Raw genomic sequence first — 23385 nt, 5'->3', positions numbered from 1 at the left:
ATCGAATGATAAAAATAATTAAAGTTTAATTGATAAAATATAAAGTATAATTGATTAACTAATAATAAATATATTAATGACACATATAAATTTTACTATATGAAATTAGAATAAAAAATAAATTAAAAAATAAATTTAAAAATAAAATAAAAAATAAATTTAAAAATAAAATAAAAAATTAAAGTTAATTCATATTTTATTTTTTTTCTATAAAAAATACTTTAAAACAAAGATATCAAGTTTTAAACTTAAATAAATTATTATTATAGTTAGATTCTATAGCAACTTTGTTATAATTTACTTTAGCATATTTAGTATATTTTTTATGTTCAGAATACTTGAAGAAAGCAAAAGTAGCTGTTACATATCTATTTGAAGGTATGCTTCTAATAGTGAAAACTTTAGACTTTGTCTTCTTTCCACTTCCAAACCAAACTTTAAATTTAAATGTTCCAGAGTTAGCTGTTCCTTTATTCACTATCTTTATTTTATAGTTGTTTCCAACTCTTTTTATAGATGAAATTACCAAATCAGATTTATATCTTTGATAATTTGAATTTTTAAAAGATACTTTGTTATTATTATAATTAGACTCAACAACAGCTTTGTTGTAATTTATTTGAGCATATTTAGTATATTTTTTATGAGTTGAGTATTTGAAAAATTTAACTAAAACAGTTAAGGATTTTCCAGTAGATATTGGTTTAACTACAACTGTCCTATATTTATTCTTAGAATACCACACTTTTAATTTACTAGTAGAAGATTTAGATGATCCTTGATTTTTAATTGTTACTTTATAATTATTTCCATATTTTTTAACATTAGTAATTAATAAATCTGCATTAGCCCTAATAACCTGTTTTCCTTGATAATAAGAAGAACCATAATTTGGATCATTATCTGCAAAATATGCTAAAATCGTGTGATTTCCCTTAGCTAATCTAGGAATAGTAAATTGAACAACACCCTTAGAATTAGTTTTATTTGTTAAAACTATTATTCCATCTAAAAGCATGTAAATTGTTCTTCCAGACAATAATTTATTATCTGATCCTTTTAAAGTAAATTTAATTACAGCTGTTTTTCCAAAATCTACAGGAGATATAGTAGGAATCAAATATGTTTTAGTTTTTATCAAAAGATTTCCAACACCAGATCCTTGCAAGTAATTATCAGATTCAATAGTAACAGCTCTTAAATAATAATCACCTATGTCTTGATATGAGCTTAAAAGATAGTCTAAAATTGCAGTACCATTAGAATTAGTGTAAGCTCTTCCTACATAGCTACCCTCAACATAGAACCTAACTTCAATTCCATTAAGAGGATTTCCTCTACTATCTGTGACTTTTGCAGAAACTGTAGCATATTCTCCCTTAACACCTGTTGAATTAAGTATTGAAACATTAACAGATGCTTTTCCAACATTTATAGTTGAAAAAATTGTTAAGTTTTCATAATCAACTTTATTAATTACAGCTTTAATATCATAAGATCCTACTATCATGGAATCATAAATTTTAGTCCAATTATATTCAAATTTACCATTGTTAATATTTGCTATTCCAATTCTTATCCATTCATTATTATAATAGACATAAAAAAATGCTTTTCCATTTTCAAAAACACTTAAATTATTTATTACTGATATATTAAATTTAGCTGAATTATTAACTGTTGTATTAGCTTGTGGGAAAAGCAAATCTCCTTCATCAAAGAAATTACCATAATTATTAATTATTGTATTTCCAGATTCTGTATTATTAGATACAAGTATAGAGTAAATACCTTTCTTACCTTCAACAATGACCTCAGAAGTAGAACTATTAATAATACCAGTTGCATTTAAAAAATTATTATCAATAGTAGTGTTTTTAATGCTTGTCCCATTAATTGCATATTCACCAGAAGATTTTATTTTGTTATCTTTTATAATATTATTGTCAGAATTTGACATTAATAGCATACCCGCATTGCCATAAGGAATTGCATCCCCATGTCTTTTTTGTATTGGTTCTTTGCTCAAATCACCATAAACCTCAATATCATTCAATATTATTTGATTTCTAGAAGAAGAAATTGCAGCAATACCATAACTATAACTACCAGAAGCATAAACCAAATTTTGTATTATTTGATTATCATTTGAAGCATATAATTCAATTGCATAATTAATTATGGCAAATAAGTCTATTTGATTATCTTGTATTATATTAAACTGAGATAACTCTAATGTTACTCCATAAGCATAGTCATTAGCTGAGCAAAATATGGAATTTCCATATAATAATGTATTAAAACTATTATATCCAGAAATAAATCCAGTTGCAAAGTAGCTTCCATCTATTTGGATATTATTACTTTTAAATGTGTTATTTTCAGATCTTAAGTTACCAGTATTTGTTTGACCACCTAAAACTCCTAATCCATATAAATAGGGGTCTTTGGCACAAATAATAATATCATTACCTATTATATTATTGTTATGACTATCATAATATATGTCAATCCCTGCAATGGAATTTGTAAAATTATCTGATTGATTAGGTGAATTTTCAATTGCTGATGATATATTAAGATGATTATTAGTTAAATTATTATTAGATGAGTATAATAATAAGATCCCATAAGTCCTGAATATTTCATTTACAATATGTTCACCATCAATACAAATACCAGACTCATATTTGTGTAAATTGCCTGTTCCATTAACTTTTATATTATTATCTTTTATAACATTAGATAAAGACCCAAAAGACAAAATTCCATAAGTCAATAAATCTCCTTTAACATAAATATTGTTTGATGAAATTATATTATTATCTGACTGGTAAATATAAATCCCATAAGCAGTAGTTGGGTGGATTGAACTTATATTGTTCTTATTTATAGTTGCAGATTCAGTTTGATTAATAATAATTCCCATTTTAGCTTCATTGATTATATTTATATTTTCAATCCATACTCCTCTAGCAGTTATTATAAATGTAGAATTATAAAAATTAGCTAAATCTCCAATGATTTTTATTGTAGATGTTATTTTAATATCCCTATTATAAAAATTACCAGTTATATTTAAAACATCCCCATCATCAACTATATTCTTTAAATTACCATAAATATCAAAATAGTCATCGAAATTAGATTCATTAATAATATGTAAGGTTCCAGTGAAATTGTTTATAGGAGGATTAATAATTTCTCCACCAGGACTTATAATCTGGCCTTTTATTGTATTATCATTTCCAAGAACAAAAGTATTTTTATCACAATCCTTAGCATCGATTGAGTAATTATTTTCAGTATTTAAAGTATTATTTCTGATTGTTATATTAGTTGGAAATGTTTGAGAGTCCTGTCTTTTTATAGAAATACAAAGTCCAGTATTTGAATTAATAATATTCCTTAAGATAGAAATTTGATTAGAGTTACCAAAAATATAGACACAAGTTCCCCCAACAGAGGATATATTATTATTTTCTATGGTTATATTATTATTAGAAGAAACATCAATTGCTTTTCCATTAACAACATATATAACATTATTTTTTAATCCAACATTTGACCCAGTGACAACTATTCCAGTACTACTACCTGTCTGATTTATGAAATTATCATAAATTATATTATTTGTGCCTGCATAAATTCCAGTGTTTGCAGTATCAAAAATTTTGTTGCTAGAAACATTGTTATATGTGCCTACAGATGAAATTCCCCTATATCCACCATACACAGTATTATATTTAATATTATTGTAATTTCCCATAATCTGAATTACATAACACCAGGAAGTATCTGCACCATAAACTGTGTTATTTATTATATTATTATAAGTAGATGCTCCTTCACCAGAACCATAATCTAAAAAAGAATAAGTAGATAAATAAATACAATTAGAACCATTTGAAGCAAGAGTATTGTTAGCTATTGTATTGTTATGGGAGTTACCTAAAACAATAACGGTTTTTGCACTAGGATCCATTCCTGGAGAATAATTATTAATTAAATTAACCATTTTATTTCCAATAATCTTATTATAATTAGAACGAACCATAGGTAGAGAATATGCCCCTTGACCACTTATAGTAAAATCACAATTTTTTATAGTATTATTTTCAGTTTCAAGTAAATAAACACCATGACCATTATCATTAGTATTAATAATTGTTAATCCTGTGATGTTTGATCCTGAACCACTAGTTCTAATATATATAGTTCCATTAACAAGTTTGCCATTTGAAGTTGTTATAAGATTCAATGGAATTGTTAAAACAAAATTTTTGTTATATAGAGTTCCTTGAATATCTAATATATCTCCCTCAACTAGTCCACTACCTGTTTTTATAGTACCATTACTATTAAAATAATTAGAATAAGAACTATCAGTTATTATAATTGTTTGAGGACTATTAAGGACATTGATAGTATTAAAACTCTTAGAATTAGAGTTTAAAGAAGTAGATACATTTAAAATTTCCTCATTAGATTCATTATCTTTATCTTCATTAATAGAATCAGTTATATTATAATCTTTAGTATTATAACCAGTAGTATTATAACCAGTAGTATTATCATTATTATTAAAATCAGTAGTAATAGTAGTATTATCATTAGTATTTATATTATCATCAACATTAGAATTAATTTGATTAATCCCTAGATCATTAACGGCATAATTATCTGTATTTGTATTAGATACATTATTATCAATTGCACTAACAGAACCGATAGATGTAGCTAAAAATACTATTAAAATGCCAATTAAAATAATATTTTTCGATATTTTCATCATATTTCTCCTTAAATTATTATTAAAAAATCAAAAACAAATTAAATATCCTCAAATATAAAAATTAAAATTATATCATCAGATTATAAAAATTAAACATATATAATCCGATTATAAAAATTAAAATTATATAATCAAATATAACAATTAAAATACCAAAAAACAATTTTAAATCCAATATAAAATCAAAATTAACACAAGATTAAAACTAATGGATTATAATAGATTTGGTATGAAGATATAATGTTAAAATTTTTTATTATAGCGTAATAATAGTTACACTATAACTTTTTTTAAATTGTTTTTGTAATTTGATTCCTTGACAGCCTTATTATAATTAGCTTGAGTATATACAACATATTTTTTCTTTGGATACTTTTTGAAGAGGTTAATTGATATATTCAAAGATTTACCTGCAGAAAGTGACTTAGTATTTATTATAAGTGGTTTTAATACTTTATTTCTAGAATCTTTATACCAAATTCGAAATTTAGATTTCAATGCTGATTCTGAGCCTATATTCTTAATAGTTATTATATACCTTTTACCATTAGTTCGAATCTTTGTAATCTTTAAATCTGCAATTCCTAAAACAATTTGTTTTTGAGTAGCTAATGTCGAAATATAATTATTATTTCCAACATAATTAGCTTTAATTGAATAATTACCCTTTTTAAGAGAAGAAATTTTAAAAATAGCTTCACCTTTAGAATTAGTGGTTGAACTATAAGATTTTCCATTGATTAAAAGTTGAATTTTATTATTAACTAAAGCTTTCCCATTATTATCTTTAAGAATGGCAATTATAGATGCAGTTTTTCCAACTGTTATTTTAGATGTTTTCAAAGTTAATATTGTTCTTTTTGGAGTATTATTGTTAATCAAATCTAAAGCATTGACACTGTAAATAGATTCTTTTCCTAATTTCCTTCCATTATCAGAAGAGAGATAATTATTTTCTATAATATTTTTAGAACCTGCAGATGCATTTAATATATTAACTCCGTAATCTCCTCCTTTATTATACTTAGATATAATCTTATTGTTCTTTATAGTCATATTTGTAACTTTTTCAGCATATATTCCAGCTTGAGACGATTTAATAATATCAAAGTTTAAAGGAGTATTAGCTACATCAGTTCCATTTATATAAAACTCATTTGCCTCAATAACTTCATTTTTAGATCCTGAAGAAGCATAACCATATACAGCATCACCATCACCAGAAATAATATTATTTTTTACAATAGTTCCTTGAGAATTAATAGATTCAATTAAATAAATCATACTTCCTTTTCCAAAAATTTTATTATTAATTATATGATTATTCAATGATGGAGCAGATGAAAGGTAACTCCAATCTTGAATAACAATAACATATGCAAAATCTTTTCCATTGACAAAAATATCATTATTTTTTATAATAGTGTTTTTAACAGAATTAAAATATAGTGCACTAGCATAAACACCATTAACGACTATAGTATTCCCATCTATAATATTAGAATCAGGATTAGACCCATCATAACTTCCAATCTGAATACCGTAAAAATATGCTCCTTTAGTAGGATTCATGGTTCCATCAATTTGAATATCATTGTTTAAGATTTGGTTTCTAGAGCTATCTCCAGTTAAAGTTATCCCATCTAAAGAATTGTTAGGATAATAATCATCAATTATACTTCTTATAATAATTCTATTATTTTTAAAAATGTTATCAGAAGACCCTTCAAGGTTTAAAACATTTTTATCACTTACAAAGAATAAATTTTGGATAATTGATCCAGAAGCACTATTTTTTAAAATGATTTGAGTATATAATAACATGGAAGCATTATCATAGGGCATTATATTTAGCATCCTATCAATTACAATTTTTTTCCTAAATAGATTACCTAAATTTAAAGTGCTATTTGTAGTAACATTCAAATTATCTAAAAAATTTCCTTCATTATCAAAGAAATTAGAATATGATTCATCGTCAATTATAAAATCTTGTAAATTACCCAAATAAGTAATATTCTGCGGGACAATAGACGAATTAGTATTTCCAACAGTTAAGCCATTATTTGATTCAAAATGATTGTTTGTAATATTTAAATATTGGCATCTCTCAAATGAATCACTTTGTAAATTAATAGGAGCTATACCCCCTATAGGTGCTGCTGAATCATTGGTTTTATTTATTGATTTGTAATTTCCCCCAATTGTTGTTATATTGTTTCCATTAATATTAATATAATGAGATGAACCTAAAGCAATACCATATACAGAAGTTCCTTTACCATAGAGATTATTTTCGTTAACCAAAATAGGTTTAAATTCACCATAATCATCCATAGCTTCCCAAATACCTAGCTGGAAAATTTCGATTAAGAAAATACAGTTACCAGTTCCATAAATAGAGTTCTTTGAGATTTCTATTCCCCTAGAAGGAATTAAATTGCCATCACCAGAAAAATCAGTTAAAAACATGTCAGTGATAGTTATACCATATATTAAATTGTTCGACATCAAGTCCAAATTATTATTTTTTATAGTAAAATTAATTGGAGAATCTGCATATATACCTGCAGAGTAAGTATTATTAATATTAGAACTTATTTTATTACCATTTATAACATAATTATTAGGATTAGGAGCTATTTGATATGTGTCTCCATAAAAACAAGAGACAGAAATCCCATAATTATAAGGCACATTTCCATTCATTGAAATTATATTATTAATAATATTAACATAAGAAGTTTCACCAGTAGCTAATATACCATATAAACTATAACCCCCAAAAGTTTCTGTTCCATTAATATGTATATTAGTATTATTAATCATTATATGAGAAGCACCATTAGTTATCTCAATACCATTTTGATTAACATTATTAATACTAATCCCATTTATAGTAGAACCACTAGAATCACTCCCAAATAATCTAATAGTACTATTTATCATTTTTCCATTTGTATTTCCATTAATAGTTACATTTTTATCAATAGTGAAATTTTTATTTTTAATTTCCCCATTAATAACTAATTCATCCCCATTATTTATTCCAGAATCCACTTTGAATGAGCCATCATTATTAAAATAGTTTGAATAGCTAGTTTCATTAATATCATAGCTAGCAGCTGTAGCAGAACCAATTGCCAAAAATACTAACAAAGTAAATAATGGAATAATTAGCTTAAATTTTTTCATAATTATCTCCTTTCATCTGATTTGGTATAAAAACCATAACCTAATTGAATAATAACCTAATAGAAAAAAATTAATCTTAAATTCTATTAGATTCCCATCATATCAATCAAAAAAAGATTTTATAAAGCAAGATAATAAATTGAAATTTATCTAAATTAAAGAATAATATAGTTGAATATTTTCAGTTAATATCAAACAAGCTTTATAAAATATCAAATATGACTGAATGAATATTTTTATTATATTCAATATTTATAAAGATTTCGGAAATAATCGTGAAAAAAAATAAATTATAATAAAAAATAAATTATAATAAAAAATAAATTATTATAAAAATAAATCTTAATAATCATTATTCTTTTTATTTCTAATATAACCAACAACAAACAATGCGATTATAGCTAAAACAGCAGCTATAAATGCTGCAGAAATTGAGGAATCAGAACTAGATGAAGAATTTTGATTGTTTGATATTTCACTCACTTTACCATCATTTTTACCTGAAGCACCATTTGAGCTATCAGAAGAACTAGAAGCATCTGAACTTTGACTTTTACTATTCTTAGAAGAACTTGAATCTCCAACTTGACCATTAGAAGAAGTATCTTGAGAAATTTGTCCCATATCAGAGCTACTAGAAGAACCTTTCCCATTAGATTGAGAATCTCCACCATTAGAACTAGATTCTCCATTATTAGTTGAAGAAGCATAAGCAGCTCCCCCAAGAGTAGCTTTTTTCAATATATCAGAATACTTTTGTTTTTCTGCATTAGATAAAGAAGACACTTGAAGAACCCATTTATTAAAATCTAAATTTGCACAAGTATGATGACAACATGCAACACCATACTGAATTGCTGCCCTAAGGTACTTATTAGCTAGTTCTGTTAAAAGTTTAGCATCTCCAGACCACATTCCTTTTTGAGCTGCAACTAAAACCCAACCAGACATACTTTGGAAAGAATAAGATTTATATCCACTATCAACATTAAAAGCTGAATCTAATAGATTATAACCTAAAGAAATCCATGTTCCACTAGAAACTAGATTTATTCCATTACCCCCTGAGGCAACAGTATTAAACCCAAAAATATATTGATATTTTGATGAATAAAAATTCCATCCTGCAGCAGTTCCAAGTAAAGCATCCCTATAAACTGGATTTAAAACCGTGGACCTTATTTCAAAGTCTATTTGTTCTTGTAGATTTCTAGTTATTAAATTATTTTTATTTCTTATATCAACAATAGAAGTATCAGGAGTTCCACCAAGGTATTGAGAAGCTCCTAATAATCCACCAAACCAATCATAATAATCATCACTATCTAAAAATCTCCAAGTACTATCTACATTTTGAGTTATTAAATCAGTTTTTTTAAGTAAAAATTCATAAGCACCTCTATTACTAGTTACAACAATACTACCCTTTGAATCAATAGACCAAGAATAAGAAACTCGGGATAGATAAATATCTGCTAATGTTGCACTAATATTCGTGTTATTTTGCCAGTTATTTGTGTTCGGAATAAAATTACTCATGCCAGTTCCTTCAAGAACTGCTCCAGGAAGACCAAAAATTCTATCTAATGAAGGATATTCTTTAAAATGCTTCTTAACATAATTTTGAGATGTAGTCTCATCTGAAGCATTATAAGCTAAATTAACTGCAGAAACCATTAGTTTAATCCACTTAGCATTATTAGTAACCGCACTTGCATAAACATCGATACGAGGGCGATTTATAGTTGTACCATTAGATAATGTAACTTTCAAATCAGACAAAGGAATTAATTCTACCCCTTTAGCTACGCCATTTGATGTCCAAACAGGAGTAACTCCTAACAAGTATAAAAATTCTCCCATACCAATACCTTCAGTACGCAATAATTCTGTACCCCACATCACAAGACCAACAAGCTCTGGAAAAGTTTTGTTATGTGCTTCATAATATTCAACAATTAGTTTATCGACGATTTCTTTAGCAGTTTCAAAAGCAGCTTTAGAAGGCATTTTAGTAGCATCTGTAAAGTATACATTTCTACCAGTAGGTAATGAGTCACCATAAGCAGGATCAACAGCTAAGCCAGGTAAAACATATTCCCCAGATAAAGCCTTCATTATTGAATCCCATTCTAAATTATTTTGTATATCCCTGATTGTAGTGTTACAAAGTACCAGAGCGTCATAAAAGTCGTTATAAAATCCACTAGCATTAGAAATATTGTTTTCTTCTAAAAATTGAGTTATATTAGTTATTGAACCATTTAATAGTCCAGTAACATATTTAGTTAACCAATTTTGTATTATTTTAACCTGTGAAACGTATTTAGTACTGTTAACTCCATTAACCATATCATAATATTTCACATTTCTAAGATTAGGATATAATAATTCTTTTATATTATCATAAATACTAGATTTCGACGATACAATCGTTATAACTCCTTGAATCATTTCATCCCCAGTTAGTACATAACCTAAAGTATGTAATCCTATAGTGATAATATCATTATCTAATCCTTCAAGCAAATGATGTACATCTTCAAGCCAATCATCAAAAGATTGATTTGAAGTTGGTTGATCAATATTTAAAGACTTAGAAAGATTTAGAATTTGTTTTTTATATGTCTCTGCTAATGAATTATTAAATTTCACAGCATCTTCATAAGAATCTATACGAGTATTTAATTCAGTATAATTTCCATATAATTGGGAAATTACAGAAGCTGGAGTCATGTGACTTATAACTAATGCACCTGCCCTATTTTTAGCTACTGATGCTTCACCAGGATTGGAGACAATATAAGGATATATATTTGGAATACCACTTAGAACAAATGTCCAATCATCATCTTGCAGGCCAAGAGATCTTCCAGGCAAAAATTCTAATGTTCCATGAGTCCCCATGTGTATCATTGCATCAGCTTTAAAAACATCCCCTAACCACTTATAAAAAGTAACATATTGTTGATGAGGAGGTAACGTTAAGTCGTGGTAATCTTCAACAGATTTCATCTCATCCCAACCTCTACTAGGTTGAAATGTCAGAAAAATGTTTCCAAACATCATTCCAGGGATAACAATGTATTTTTTACCAGTAGTTTTATTTGTATAAACCATCACTCCACCCATCGTTCCATTTTGACCCCATTTTTTTAGTAATTGTTCCTTAAGATCAACACCTAAAGAGTTAAGATATTCGCCAACTTTTATCTCATCAACAAGTTGCCCATATTTCATCAAAGTATCCCAATTTTTCTCAACATACTCATTTAAAAGTCCTTGAGCATAAGTTCCTTTATTACCCATATCTTGAATAAGTGCAACAAGTCTAGAAACTGTAGGAATTTCACTTTTATTCATCCCAATATTATAACCTGCATCATACAACTGTTCTAAAAGATCATGAACACTTTGAAAAACATCCAAATATGAAGCACCAATTTCTAATTTGCCTGGAGGATAATTATAAAGAATTATAGCTATTTTCTTATATTCATTACTTTTTTCCTTCAAATTAGCCCAACCTTGAGTTGTTTCGACTAATTTATCAACTCCTGCTTTTATAATTTGAGTTTTTCCTGCAGAATCAATATAAGAAACAGCTATAGCCCCAAAAACTCCTTCCATACTAGGGATTGTTACTGAATAAGTCCATTCTGATTGTGGACCATAATCACTAAGATAGCTCATTTCACTAATATCATTTAAAGCCCTTATAATTTCAACATCTATTCCAAGATATTCATCTATAGCACCACCATCTTCTCCCATATTCTGATAATCCATAGACCAGCTATACAAAGAGTTGATAGCAACTATCTTTCGAGTAAGTGCATTAGTCAAATTTAAAAGGATGGTTGCCATTGAAGGTTTTTGTTCAATTTGAAAAACATTGAAAGTTGCTCTACCTTGAGATTCATAAGCTCTAATCAATGCATCAACTAAAATTCCTCCAGGTTTATAACTTGCAATTACTATAAAATTAGAAGTTATATTTTTTTTAATGGATTTATACCAACTTTCAAAATCAGAATATAATGAAGAGATATTTTGTGTAGAAAGCCAGCTGATATACTCTTCATCCATCCATCTCAAATTACCAGAAGTGTTAATTGTATAACCCGGATTTTGACGAATCCAATTAGCTATATTTGTTTGATCAACTCTAAATTCCCAAGTTCCATAGTCTGGATGATATATACCCCATAAAGAATCTAATTTCGGTGTTTTAGAATTATCATCAGTTGGGTTAGTGTTTGTTTCTTCTAATAAATACCTAATATAATCAAATAAATTTTGCATATTCTCATTTAGTATTTCTAAGTTCATATTTTCTGAACTTTGAGATTTAAAATAAGACCCAATAAAAGTGTTTTCAATTGTATGAGGAGTATTATTAGAAGAATTAGAACCAATAAAATTTAATCCAAAATCTTTTAATCTATCAGGATTATAATCCCCAAAACAATAGGCAATTTTATAGTTTATATTTGCAGGAATATTTGAAAAGATTCTAGTATCAAAAGTATATGATCCATCTGCATACATATCTAAATATAAAAATTGTGCATACCTTAATAGCCATAATTTATCTTCTTTTTCTTGATCATAGTTCATAGAATCAATATAATAAACCCTCTTACTTATATTCATCAAGCTATTAACTTTTTCTTTATGGCCAGCATAATAACAAACAAAAGCAATATCTGGAGTGAATCTCCATTTAACTTCACCAGCATTGGAAGATTTATTTACTGTTAGATTTGTTGAGTATGTTAAATATGTAGAATAGCTAATATTTAATAAATAAACCCCTGGATTCAAATTATTTGTAGAGATTCTATATTTACCATTATTATCAGTACTACCAGATAATATAACATTATTGGTTGTTTTATTTATAACCTTAATTGTAGCATTTTTTACTGCAAAGCCTTCTTCAGAATATTTGTTTGAAGTTGAATTATGAGCATCCTTTACAATGACATCAACATATCCAGAAGCAGCAAAAGATGCATTAATAAAAATTAAGCTTACAAATATCATTAATAATGTTATTATAGCTATTTTTTTAAATTTAAGACCCATAAAATTTTCCTCATTAATTATGTTAAATAGATTAATCCAATAACTAATATCTTTTAATATTCAACAATATAAAATTATCTATTTAATTTTAATAAAATTCAAGTAAAGTTGATAAAATAATTTTATAAAAAACTATTTAATTAATGATAGAGACAATAATAAGTTTAAAAAAATCTTAAAAATAATATAAAAGAAGAAAAGAAAGAATAATAAAAAAATAAAAATATTAATTAATATAATAAAAAGTAAAACGAGCCTGGAGGGATTTGAACCCTCGATCTTAGGATCCGAAGTCCTACGTCATTCCAGGCTAGACCACAGGCCCTGGATAAAATAAGTAATGAATAGATTATTTTTCAAATATATATAATCCATTAATATCTTTGTTAATAACACTTAAATAATTTTTTATTGGATTTCATGAGTATCTAAATAATTGAAAAAATAATTAAAAAATAATAAAAAAATAATGGAAAATATTGAAAAAACACGATATAAAAATTTTTATAAATAATCTATAATATCATAATTAAAAAAATAGCTAAAAAATAATAAAATAAAAAGTAATGAGATTATAAAAAATTAAAAATAATTAATTATAAAAACCTTATTTTCTTTTAAATCTTACTAAACCAACAAACATTATTAAAATTGCCAAAATTGCTATTGGAATAGGCATTCCAGTGTTTTTCATAGGTATAAGATTACCATGATTATGCTGAGGTTTAGGATCTGGATCAGGGACAGGAGAAACCGTTACATTTGCAGAAGCGTTGTGTTTTTCTTCTGAGCCATCATAAGAAGCTGTAAAAACTTCTACATTATTTACAATAATTCCTAATTTTTCAACTACTGCTACAATTACCAATCGAATAGTGCTTCCATTAGAAATATTTCCAATATACCATAACCCAGTTTTATAATTATATGAGCCGTATTTAGTCTTAAATGAAACAAATTTAAAACCTTTTGGAAGAATATCAATTGCATAAACATCAATAGCAGTATCTGGACCCCAATTTTTAACTGTTAATGTGAAATAAACTGTTTCATGAAGATATGGTTTTTTATTATTGACCGTCTTTTTAATAGTTATATGAGATTTTTGTATTGGGGTTGTGACATTAGCAGATTTATTACCATCAGGATCAGTTTCAGAACTAGTTATTACAGTATTTGTAATACCAGTTGTAGTATTGTTAGAAATTGTTCCATTAACCCATATAGTAACATTGCTTCCAGCAGAAAGTGAAGATACAAGATAGGTTAAATTCAATGGACCATTGAAAGCTGTCCAAGAAACTCCTGAAGAAGTGGAATATATAGTATTAACTAGTATACTTGTATCAAAATAATCGTATAGTGATACATTTAAAGCATCAGAAGGCCCCAAATTGGTTATCACAATAACATATTGTACTGAATGACCCCTTACTATTTTTTCAACATTTATTGTTTTAGTAATTGTCAAATTAGCAAGTGTTTTTACTGTTGTGTTTACAGTTGGAGAAATGACCCCTTCAGGATCAGTTAAAGAAACAACACTAGCATTATTAAACAAAACAGTGCCATTAGGAGTAGAAGCATTAACAAACCCTTTAACTTCTAAATTAAAAGTATCATTAACCCCAACATAACCATCTGGGAAAAGACCAGAAACATCCAATACTAAATCACCATTAAACAAGACCCAATTAGACCAAGACCCATTATTAAGACTATAACGATAATAACGATCAACCAACCAACTAGGAACAGCATCATTCAAAGTCACATTCCAAGCCGCAGAAGAACCATGATTCACCAAAACAATTGAATAAACCAAACCATTACCTGCATAAACCCAAACATGATCAACAGACTTATTCAAACTCAAATTAGAAACTGAAACAACAGTACTATTAACAGGATTAGAAATAACCACAAAAGGATCAGTACCAGAAGTCACATTAGCCATATTAACCAAAACAGTACCATTAACAACACTAGAATTAACAGTAGAGTTAATCTCAACAACAACAGAATCATTGACAGAAAGATAACCATCAGGCAAAACAATCACAAATGAACCATTAAAATCATCCCAAGCAGACCAAGAACCATTACCCACTTTATACCTATAATGAGAATTAATCAAACCATTAGGAAGACCATCATAAAAAGTCAAATTCCGAACAACACTAAGCCCATTATTAGTCAAAACAATAGTATAAACAAGATTCTCCCCAGCAACAACAATAATAGAATTAACACTCTTATTCAAAGTTAAATTAGCCTGAGTAGTAACATTAGTAACAAAAGAATCATTATGAGAATCCGGATCAAAAGGAGAACTAACAAAAGCAGTATTATTTAAAATAGTACCATTAGGAGTAGCAGAATCAACACTACCATTAATCCAAACAACAACAGTTTCATTAACACCTAAAGTTCCTAAACTAATATTACCAGTAGAAGGCCAAGCATAATAAGTAACTCCATTATCAAGAGAATAATACAAACCATTAACATAATTAGGTAAAGCATCAATTAAAACAGTACCCACAGCATCACTAGGACCACCATTATGAACAGTAATAACATAATGAATCAATCCACCAGCAACAACCTTAATATCACCAGATTTATTAATAGACAAACTAGCAACACTCTTAACAACATTAGTAACATTATTAGAAACAACAACAAAAGGATCAGTACCAGAAGTCACATTAGCCCTATTAACCAAAACAGTACCATTAACAGTAGAAGCATTAACAATAGCCTTAATTTCCACAACAAAAACATCATCCAAGTCAAAACCATCAGGGAAAAACTCAGAAACATTCAAAGACAAAAGACTATTAAAACTAACCCAATTAGACCAAGACCCATTATTAACACTATAACGATAATAAGAATCAAACAAACCAACAGGCAACTTATCATTAAAAGTCAAATTCAAAGCTACAGAAGGACCATTATTCCTTAAAACAAGCTGATAAACAATACCCTCACCAGCAACAACAACCAAAACAGGATCATTAGACTTAACCAAAGTCAAATTAGCAACACAATAAACAATAGAAGATGCATTTTTCTCTTCATCAGGGGCCCCAAGATGACTTACTTTTACAATATTGTTTAAAATTGTACCATTAGGAGCATAAGAATCCACAGTTGCATTAACCAATATTTCTATAGTATCTCCAACTGCTAGATGATTAAATTCTAATAACCCAGATTCCCATGGAACCCAAGTAGTACCATTATTAAGAGAATAATATTTTCCAGTTACATAATGAGGCAAATTATCATTTATAATTATATCATAAGCATAACTTGGACCAATATTTGTAACTTTAATAGTATAATGAATCGAATTTCCAGCTATAACAATAGGCTCATTTACAGTTTTATTTACTATGAGTACAGATTTTTGTTTTATTTCAGTTGTACAATTGTCCATATTATTATTAGTATTTGGATCAGGAGTTGATGAATTAACAACAACGCTATTTGTTACATTTCCAGTTGGTGCTGAAGAGTTTAAAATCCCTGTAACATTTATAAAAATCTTTTGGCCAGACAATAATGTTCCTATTATAGTAATGTTTAATGGATTAGTGAAATTATACCAATTTCCATTTAAATAATATTTAACATTTTTCATCCATATAAACCAATTTTGATCTATTAAATCATAAATTGTAACATTAATCGCAGAATCTGGCCCATTGTTTCCAATTTCAATATAATAATTGAATGATTCACCGGCATTTATAGTTATATTTCCTGATTTGATAACATAAATATCTGAACCTATAACATGAATAGTAGAACTAGCATTAATTGGGCCATACAACCTTGAATTGTTAGTAATATTAATTGAAGAATAATTCAAAGCAACATTATTGGTTAAATTCAGACCAGCAAAAATATAATTACCAACAGTACAGTTAAATCTAATTGTAATTTCTTGACCTAATGGAAGCTCATAACCAGGAGTAGTATAAAATGTTAATATATTAGAGTTAGATTGATTTTCATCAACAAACCATCCAGCTGGAAGTATTGATGACCCAATTACATAAATTAATCCAACAGGTATATTATCCACTACAATTAAATTATAAGCAGATGATGCACTTCCATTTTTATGGCTTATTTTTAATGTGAAAACAACATTTTCTCCAGGGACGTAATTATTTTTGTTTGAAGTCTTATTAATATTAAGTTTAGGTTCTACTACAGTAATATTTTCACTATCACGAACAGTGGAATTATTTTCTGTTCCATTCATGAATGTAATTGTTACATTATTAGATAAAATAGTACCGTTAACATTATTTGGAATATTTTGAACTAATGTAGTGTATATTAAAGTTATATTACCACTAGATGTAGCATTTAACCATCCAAAATTAACATCAATTCTATTACCTATTATATTAATTATAATATTTTCATAGTTTATAGAACTAGAGGAAGAAATATTAAGAGTTCCAGGAAGATAAATTAACCCTAAAGGTAACAAATCGGAAATTGTTAGATTTTTTGTATATCCCTCTGGTAAATTAATAACAATAGTATAATTTAAATTTCCTCCTATTGGAGCAGTTTTATTATTTACATCTTTAGAAACTGATGGTGCCCTTGTATTAATAGTGTTTGTAGCATTGGCAAATATATTATTAACTGTACCTTGAGATGAATCTCCAGTTCTCTCACCATTAGTTTCTCCAGGATTGCCTATAGTTGAATTATTAGTCCCATGTATACCAGGTAAACTTGTTCCAGTAGCATTAACACTATTAATTATTTTTGAATCATAATTTATGTCTTGTGAAGCAGTAACATTAAATTCTATTGTTACATTATTTCCAGAGCTAATATTAAATCCTAAAGGTGAAATGAAAGTTATTTTTTGACCAGTGATGTTTATAGTCCAATTTTCTGGAATTTGTATATAATTAACATAAGATAAACCATCAGGCAAATAGTCAGTGATTACAATATCATAAACAGGAGCCGTACCATTATTTTGGAGTATTATAATATATGAAAAGGATTCTCCTCCCTCAATAATGTTTTTACTAGATGTTTTATTAATTATAAGTTTAGGAGTAATTACTGTTAAATTAGAAGCAGTAGATACTATATTTTTCTGAATTCCACTAGCATTATTAAATGTTAATGATGCATTATTTGATATTTTAGTTCCATTTTGATTTTGAGGGATATTTAAAAGTGTTACATTAAAAATTATACTTATTAACCCATTGCTAGTTCCTTCACTACCATTAAAAGATATATCCCCAAAGGAAAGATTCAAAATATTATTCAAAAAGTAACTATCAGACAAATTAATATATTCATTAGGATTAGAATTAAAATCAAAATCTGAGGCAATAATATTAATATTATTACGCATTATTTTAGCTGAACCATTATTAAATATTACATTGTTTGATAATATATCTTTAAGAACTGCAGCAAGTGTTTTACCTTCTGGAATGGTAATATCAATTTTATAAGTAACAACTTCCCCAATTAATAAATATAATCCAGTAGATCCTGGTTCTGAAGTCGAATTAACAGTTTTAGAAATATTAGGAGAGTTAGTTTTAAATTGAAGAATATTTGAAATATTAGTATAATTTCTTGTAATATCATATCCATTAGGCATAGATGAAAAGCTACTATTTACAATATTTGTAAAAGTAGAATTACTTACAACATTAGGAATTACATTAACAGAGAAAGTGAAATTTACAGAATTTCCTGGTGCAATTGATGTATCATTATCCGCTATTATATATATGATATTATTATCTCTTGTAAAATTAAATCCATTAACTAAATTAAAATTAACAGTATTTGGATTAAATAAATTTGTATCTAATAAATCAGTTATATTTAACCTATAAACATTAGAATTACCATTATTAGTAATTTTAATAGTGATTAAAACCTTATCTCCACCATCAACATTAGTAACATTTGCACTTTTAACAATTTGTAAACTTGGTTCTACAATAGTTGTATTTACAGAAGATTTAAATGGTCCTTTAAGATTTTCATCCCATGTTAAATTTACATTATTAGTCTTTATTTGCCCTACCCTATTTGATGAATCATTAAGTACTTGAGCTACTAAATAAATATAAAAAGTATTATTATTAGAAAGACTATTAGTTATTCCTGTGAAGTTGAAGTTTATTTTTGTGCCATTAACTCCAACAACTAAATTACCTAAACTACCAATCCAAGTAGATGAATCTAATGTATATTTAATATAACTATATCCATTAGGCAAGATATCAGTTATTAAAAGATTTGTTGCATTTCCCTTAGGAAGTTCTATTGAAATAAGATAAGTTATATATTCCCCAATAGTTAATTTACCTGTTGAACCATGAATTGTTGAATTGATGACTGCTTTATTTATTTTAGGATCACCAACTAATAGACTGTCTATTCCAGAAGTGTTATAATTCCTACTATCGGGATTAGGAATAGTATCAATCCAAGGGAGTGACCAATAAGTGACATTAGCTACATTAGTATAATTTGAACCTAACACCGGATCAGGTAAAGCAGTTAAATTAAATGAAAAAGTAGCTGTTTCACCAACGTCAAGATTTCCACCAGTATAAGTAACAATTTTATTAATAGGATCATAATTAAAAGTAAAACCTGCTTTAGTAGATATTTCAATTACATTAGAACTAGTCAAGTTAAATATATTACCTGCACTAGCAAGATAATCTTTAATAGTTACATTATATGCTTTTGATAGCCCATCATTTTTTATATTGATATAAACAGTTATAGATTTATCACCATAAACAACATTAGTACTAAATGTTTTATTTGCAGTGATTTTCGGTTCTATTATATTAATTGTAGCAGATGATGTAATAGGAATATGGCCAGTGTTATTCCAATCAATAGTTGCTGTGTTTGTTCTACTCCTATTATTTGTATTAGGAGGGTTTAATGTAGCATTATTTAGCACGATTGCATCAAAATCTACATAAAAAGTTTTATTTGTGCCATCTGAAGTGTTAGTTAAACCAGTAAAGTGTATTGTAATAACATTACCAACTATATCAATTGTATAATTAGGTAATTCTATATTACCATTTGAAACAACATTTATAGAATTATTTACATATTTAAGACCATTAGGAAGAGTGTCGACAATGACAATATCTTTTATTTGTCCAGAAGGTAATGTTATCACAAGCCTATATGTTCCTACTTCCCCAATTGTTAAATTAGAACCAATACTTGAACCATTTTTAGATCCAATATATGTTTTATTAAAATCAATGCCTTTAAGGCTAACAGTGGCATTACTTTCATAGTCAGAAGGATTAAGAACAAAATTTGGGCTTGAAACATCAGGCAATGAAGTAAATTTAGTGATTTTTGCAGTATTATTTATTACTTGTAATGGATAAACTTTTGGACCTAATGTTACATTATAAGTAATTATTATAGTGTTATTTGTACCATTAACTCCAAAAATAGGATATAACTCCCCAAAATTTAAACCATTTGAAGTAAATAAATCATTAAGGTTTAATCCAGTTATTTGGGCACCATTAAGATAATAAGCTATGATATTAATTGAATCAAAATAACCAGGATTATCTATTAATAAACTATCTTTAACAACAACATTATATGCAGTTCCATTACCATTATTTTTAATGATTATAGTGTAAGTTACATTATTTCCTGCCTCTAAATCTTTTTTAGGAGTCGCATTTTTTTCAATTGATAATTCTGGTTCAGAAGTTATAAAGTTAACAATATAATTATCTGAAAAAGTAAGATTTTCAGTATTTTCATATTTAACATTTAAAAAATTTGCAAGAGATAACCCATCGGCCATTGGAGCTCCAGTAGCTGTTAATGTAAAGAGTATATGGGCAGTTGAAGACATTTGAGACTCTTGAGAAATATTACCATAGTAAAATATAAGTGCATTTTGAGCAGTATCAATAGTTAAATATGGCATTACCCCAGTTAAAGCAGTTAAAGTATCTTTTTCACCTAATCTCCATTGCCCACTGGCAGGAACAGTTAAAGATAGATTTTGTAATTGACCTGTGTAAAATTGAAGTGCAGTTAAAAAAGGTATAGGCAAATAATCAATTATAACAAAAGAATTCAAATTACTAGTAGGAACATAGATTTCTAAAGAAAATGTTATATTATCCCCTGGCTTAATTACAAAATTAGAACCAGTTACATTTTTTCCATTAATTTGATAAATAATTTTTTTTGAAACAGGAGAAACAATTGTAATTTGAGTTCCACTACTATCTCCCACAATTGCTGTTTGATTATCTAAGTTTGCTTTCAAATCGACATTATTTCTTATTACATCATTAGAAACTATAGTATTATTATTTACAACATAATTAATATTAATCTTACTTCTAAATGTTAAATTTCCATAAACTTGACTTAATGATCCATTACCATAATAATCAGCCCCTTCTAAACCACCATCATATTGATTATCTATTAAAAGTCTAGTTATGTTAAATTTAAGATATGTAATTCCGGATATCCCATCATAGACAGCTTGAAACTGATTTGGATTAGTGAGATTAAAATATAAAAATATTGTTGTTCCATTAGAAAGATGAATATTTAAATATGGAGTTTGACTTCCTAGGAAAGTTTGACCATCACCCAAAATATCAGTGATGACTAAATTATCTAAAGAGAAGTAGTCAGAAATTTGAAAATTAATAACATATTCTAAAATGTCAGTAGGTTTTGGTTTAGACGAACTAGTATCATTAACATATTTTTGAGTTGCTACAGATTTTAAAATTACTGTATTGTTATCTCTTGATGAAACATTATATGAATTATATATACCAGAGATATTAACCTGATTTGTAGCATTAACTGATGCTCCAGTATTCGGATCAATAACAGATTGATTCATACTATCAAGTAAAGGAGCATAAAAAGAATATGTTATAATTCTATCATTACCTAAAGTACCAGTTATATTATTGAAATATAATTCTAATATTCCTCCAGGAACTGTTTGAGAAGGCAAATAAATTATTGTACCATTTGCACCATTAAGCAATTCAATGAATTGAATATTATTTGGTAAAATATCTTTAAGAGATATATTTGTAACAGTTTGGCCATCTGCAATGTCAATTATTAACTTATAAATATGAGGATTACTTTTACCAGTTGCAATTTCATCTTCAGGAGCATCTGAAACTTTGGTAATCTTAATTACATTAGGAGTAATTTTTAAATTAGTTTTATTTCCAATTAGAGGAGTAGTCCCAGTTTCATTTGCACCAAATCTGAAAACAGGGGTAGCAGTAATATTCAGAGGTAGGCCAATGGTATTATTACCTAAAAGAAATGCTGTTATCTCCATAGTAGCAATAGGTTGTCCTTTTGTGTAGCTACCTAATGGGTATTCTAACACATAAAAACTATCTCCTGATATACCTGTCACATTCATTTTAGTGAGAGGATCCACTAAAGTCCCAGTTGAGTTACCAGGAAATATTCCAACAAAAGTCACTTTAACTTGGTTTCCTAAAAAAGTTGCATTTTTAAATTGAATACCTGGGGGTAGTGTCAAATATACAATTGGGCCAAAACCTGTTTCATTACCCACATTGTCAAAATTAATTTGGAATTTAAAAGTTTCATTTATAAACTCACTTAAAGCACCATTAGATATAATAATTGGCTCTGGACCTAGTTGAAAATTAGCAGTTCCAAAATAAGATCCATTAATATTAGACAAATTCAAAATTTTTGATAAAGTAACATGCCCAGGATAACTTGCAACTACATTAAAAGTAGAATCTTGACTAATTAAGTTTATACTATACTTACCATTTTGATCTGTTTTGGTAGAATATAATAAATTGTTTTTTAAGTCAAATATTTTAATAGTAACTCCAGAAAAAGCTAAACCAGAATCACACCTAATTACTTTTCCAGAGATAGAAATATTTTTAAGTTTGTTAGAAGTAGTATTAATTTTATCATTGGAAGTATTAATAGCATTATTATTATTTTCTGATATAATATTATTATCAGATAAAGAATTAGAATCATTATCTATAAAATTAGATGAAGAAGTTTCATTAACTCCAAGAACAGTAATAGAATCATCTGTGATTTCATTATTATTTACTTGTGAGTCTGTTGCGCATACAAAACCAATACTTAAAGTTATTGTTAAAACTAAGATTAAAAATAGGATTACATTGTGTAATCTAAATTTCATATTCTCCCCCCAAAATTTCTAA

General features: G+C 27.2%; 4 protein-coding genes and 1 tRNA gene. All 5 read right to left on the bottom strand.

Going from position 1 to position 23385, the window contains the following annotated elements; translation table 11 throughout:
• Positions 1-235 precede the first annotated feature (235 nt).
• Positions 236-4792, bottom strand: a complete 4557-nt coding sequence (locus Q0087_RS06930; protein WP_297898955.1) for a right-handed parallel beta-helix repeat-containing protein — start codon at positions 4790-4792, stop codon at positions 236-238.
• 276 nt (positions 4793-5068) lie between these two features.
• On the bottom strand, positions 5069-7990 hold the full coding sequence (locus tag Q0087_RS06925; protein ID WP_297898954.1) for an Ig-like domain-containing protein: 2922 nt from the start codon (positions 7988-7990) through the stop codon (positions 5069-5071).
• Between the two features lie 342 nt (positions 7991-8332).
• Complete coding sequence (locus Q0087_RS06920) at positions 8333-13081, bottom strand: cobaltochelatase subunit CobN (protein WP_297898953.1); 4749 nt, start codon at positions 13079-13081, stop codon at positions 8333-8335.
• Positions 13082-13332: 251 nt separating this feature from the next.
• A tRNA-Arg gene (locus Q0087_RS06915) sits at positions 13333-13406 on the bottom strand.
• Between the two features lie 282 nt (positions 13407-13688).
• Complete coding sequence (locus Q0087_RS06910) at positions 13689-23363, bottom strand: hypothetical protein (protein WP_297898952.1); 9675 nt, start codon at positions 23361-23363, stop codon at positions 13689-13691.
• Positions 23364-23385: the final 22 nt, after the last annotated feature.

This window comes from uncultured Methanobrevibacter sp. (assembly GCF_937881195.1).
Taxonomy (GTDB): Archaea; Methanobacteriota; Methanobacteria; order Methanobacteriales; family Methanobacteriaceae; genus Methanobinarius.
Note: the sequence above shows the minus strand (reverse complement) of the source record. Positions and strands in the feature narration are given on the sequence as shown.

Coding starts and splice junctions, on each gene's coding strand:
- Q0087_RS06920 (WP_297898953.1), bottom strand. CDS start 13,081: ATGGGTCTTAAATTTAAAAAAATAGCTATAATAACATTATTAATGATA.
- Q0087_RS06925 (WP_297898954.1), bottom strand. CDS start 7,990: ATGAAAAAATTTAAGCTAATTATTCCATTATTTACTTTGTTAGTATTT.
- Q0087_RS06910 (WP_297898952.1), bottom strand. CDS start 23,363: ATGAAATTTAGATTACACAATGTAATCCTATTTTTAATCTTAGTTTTA.
- Q0087_RS06930 (WP_297898955.1), bottom strand. CDS start 4,792: ATGAAAATATCGAAAAATATTATTTTAATTGGCATTTTAATAGTATTT.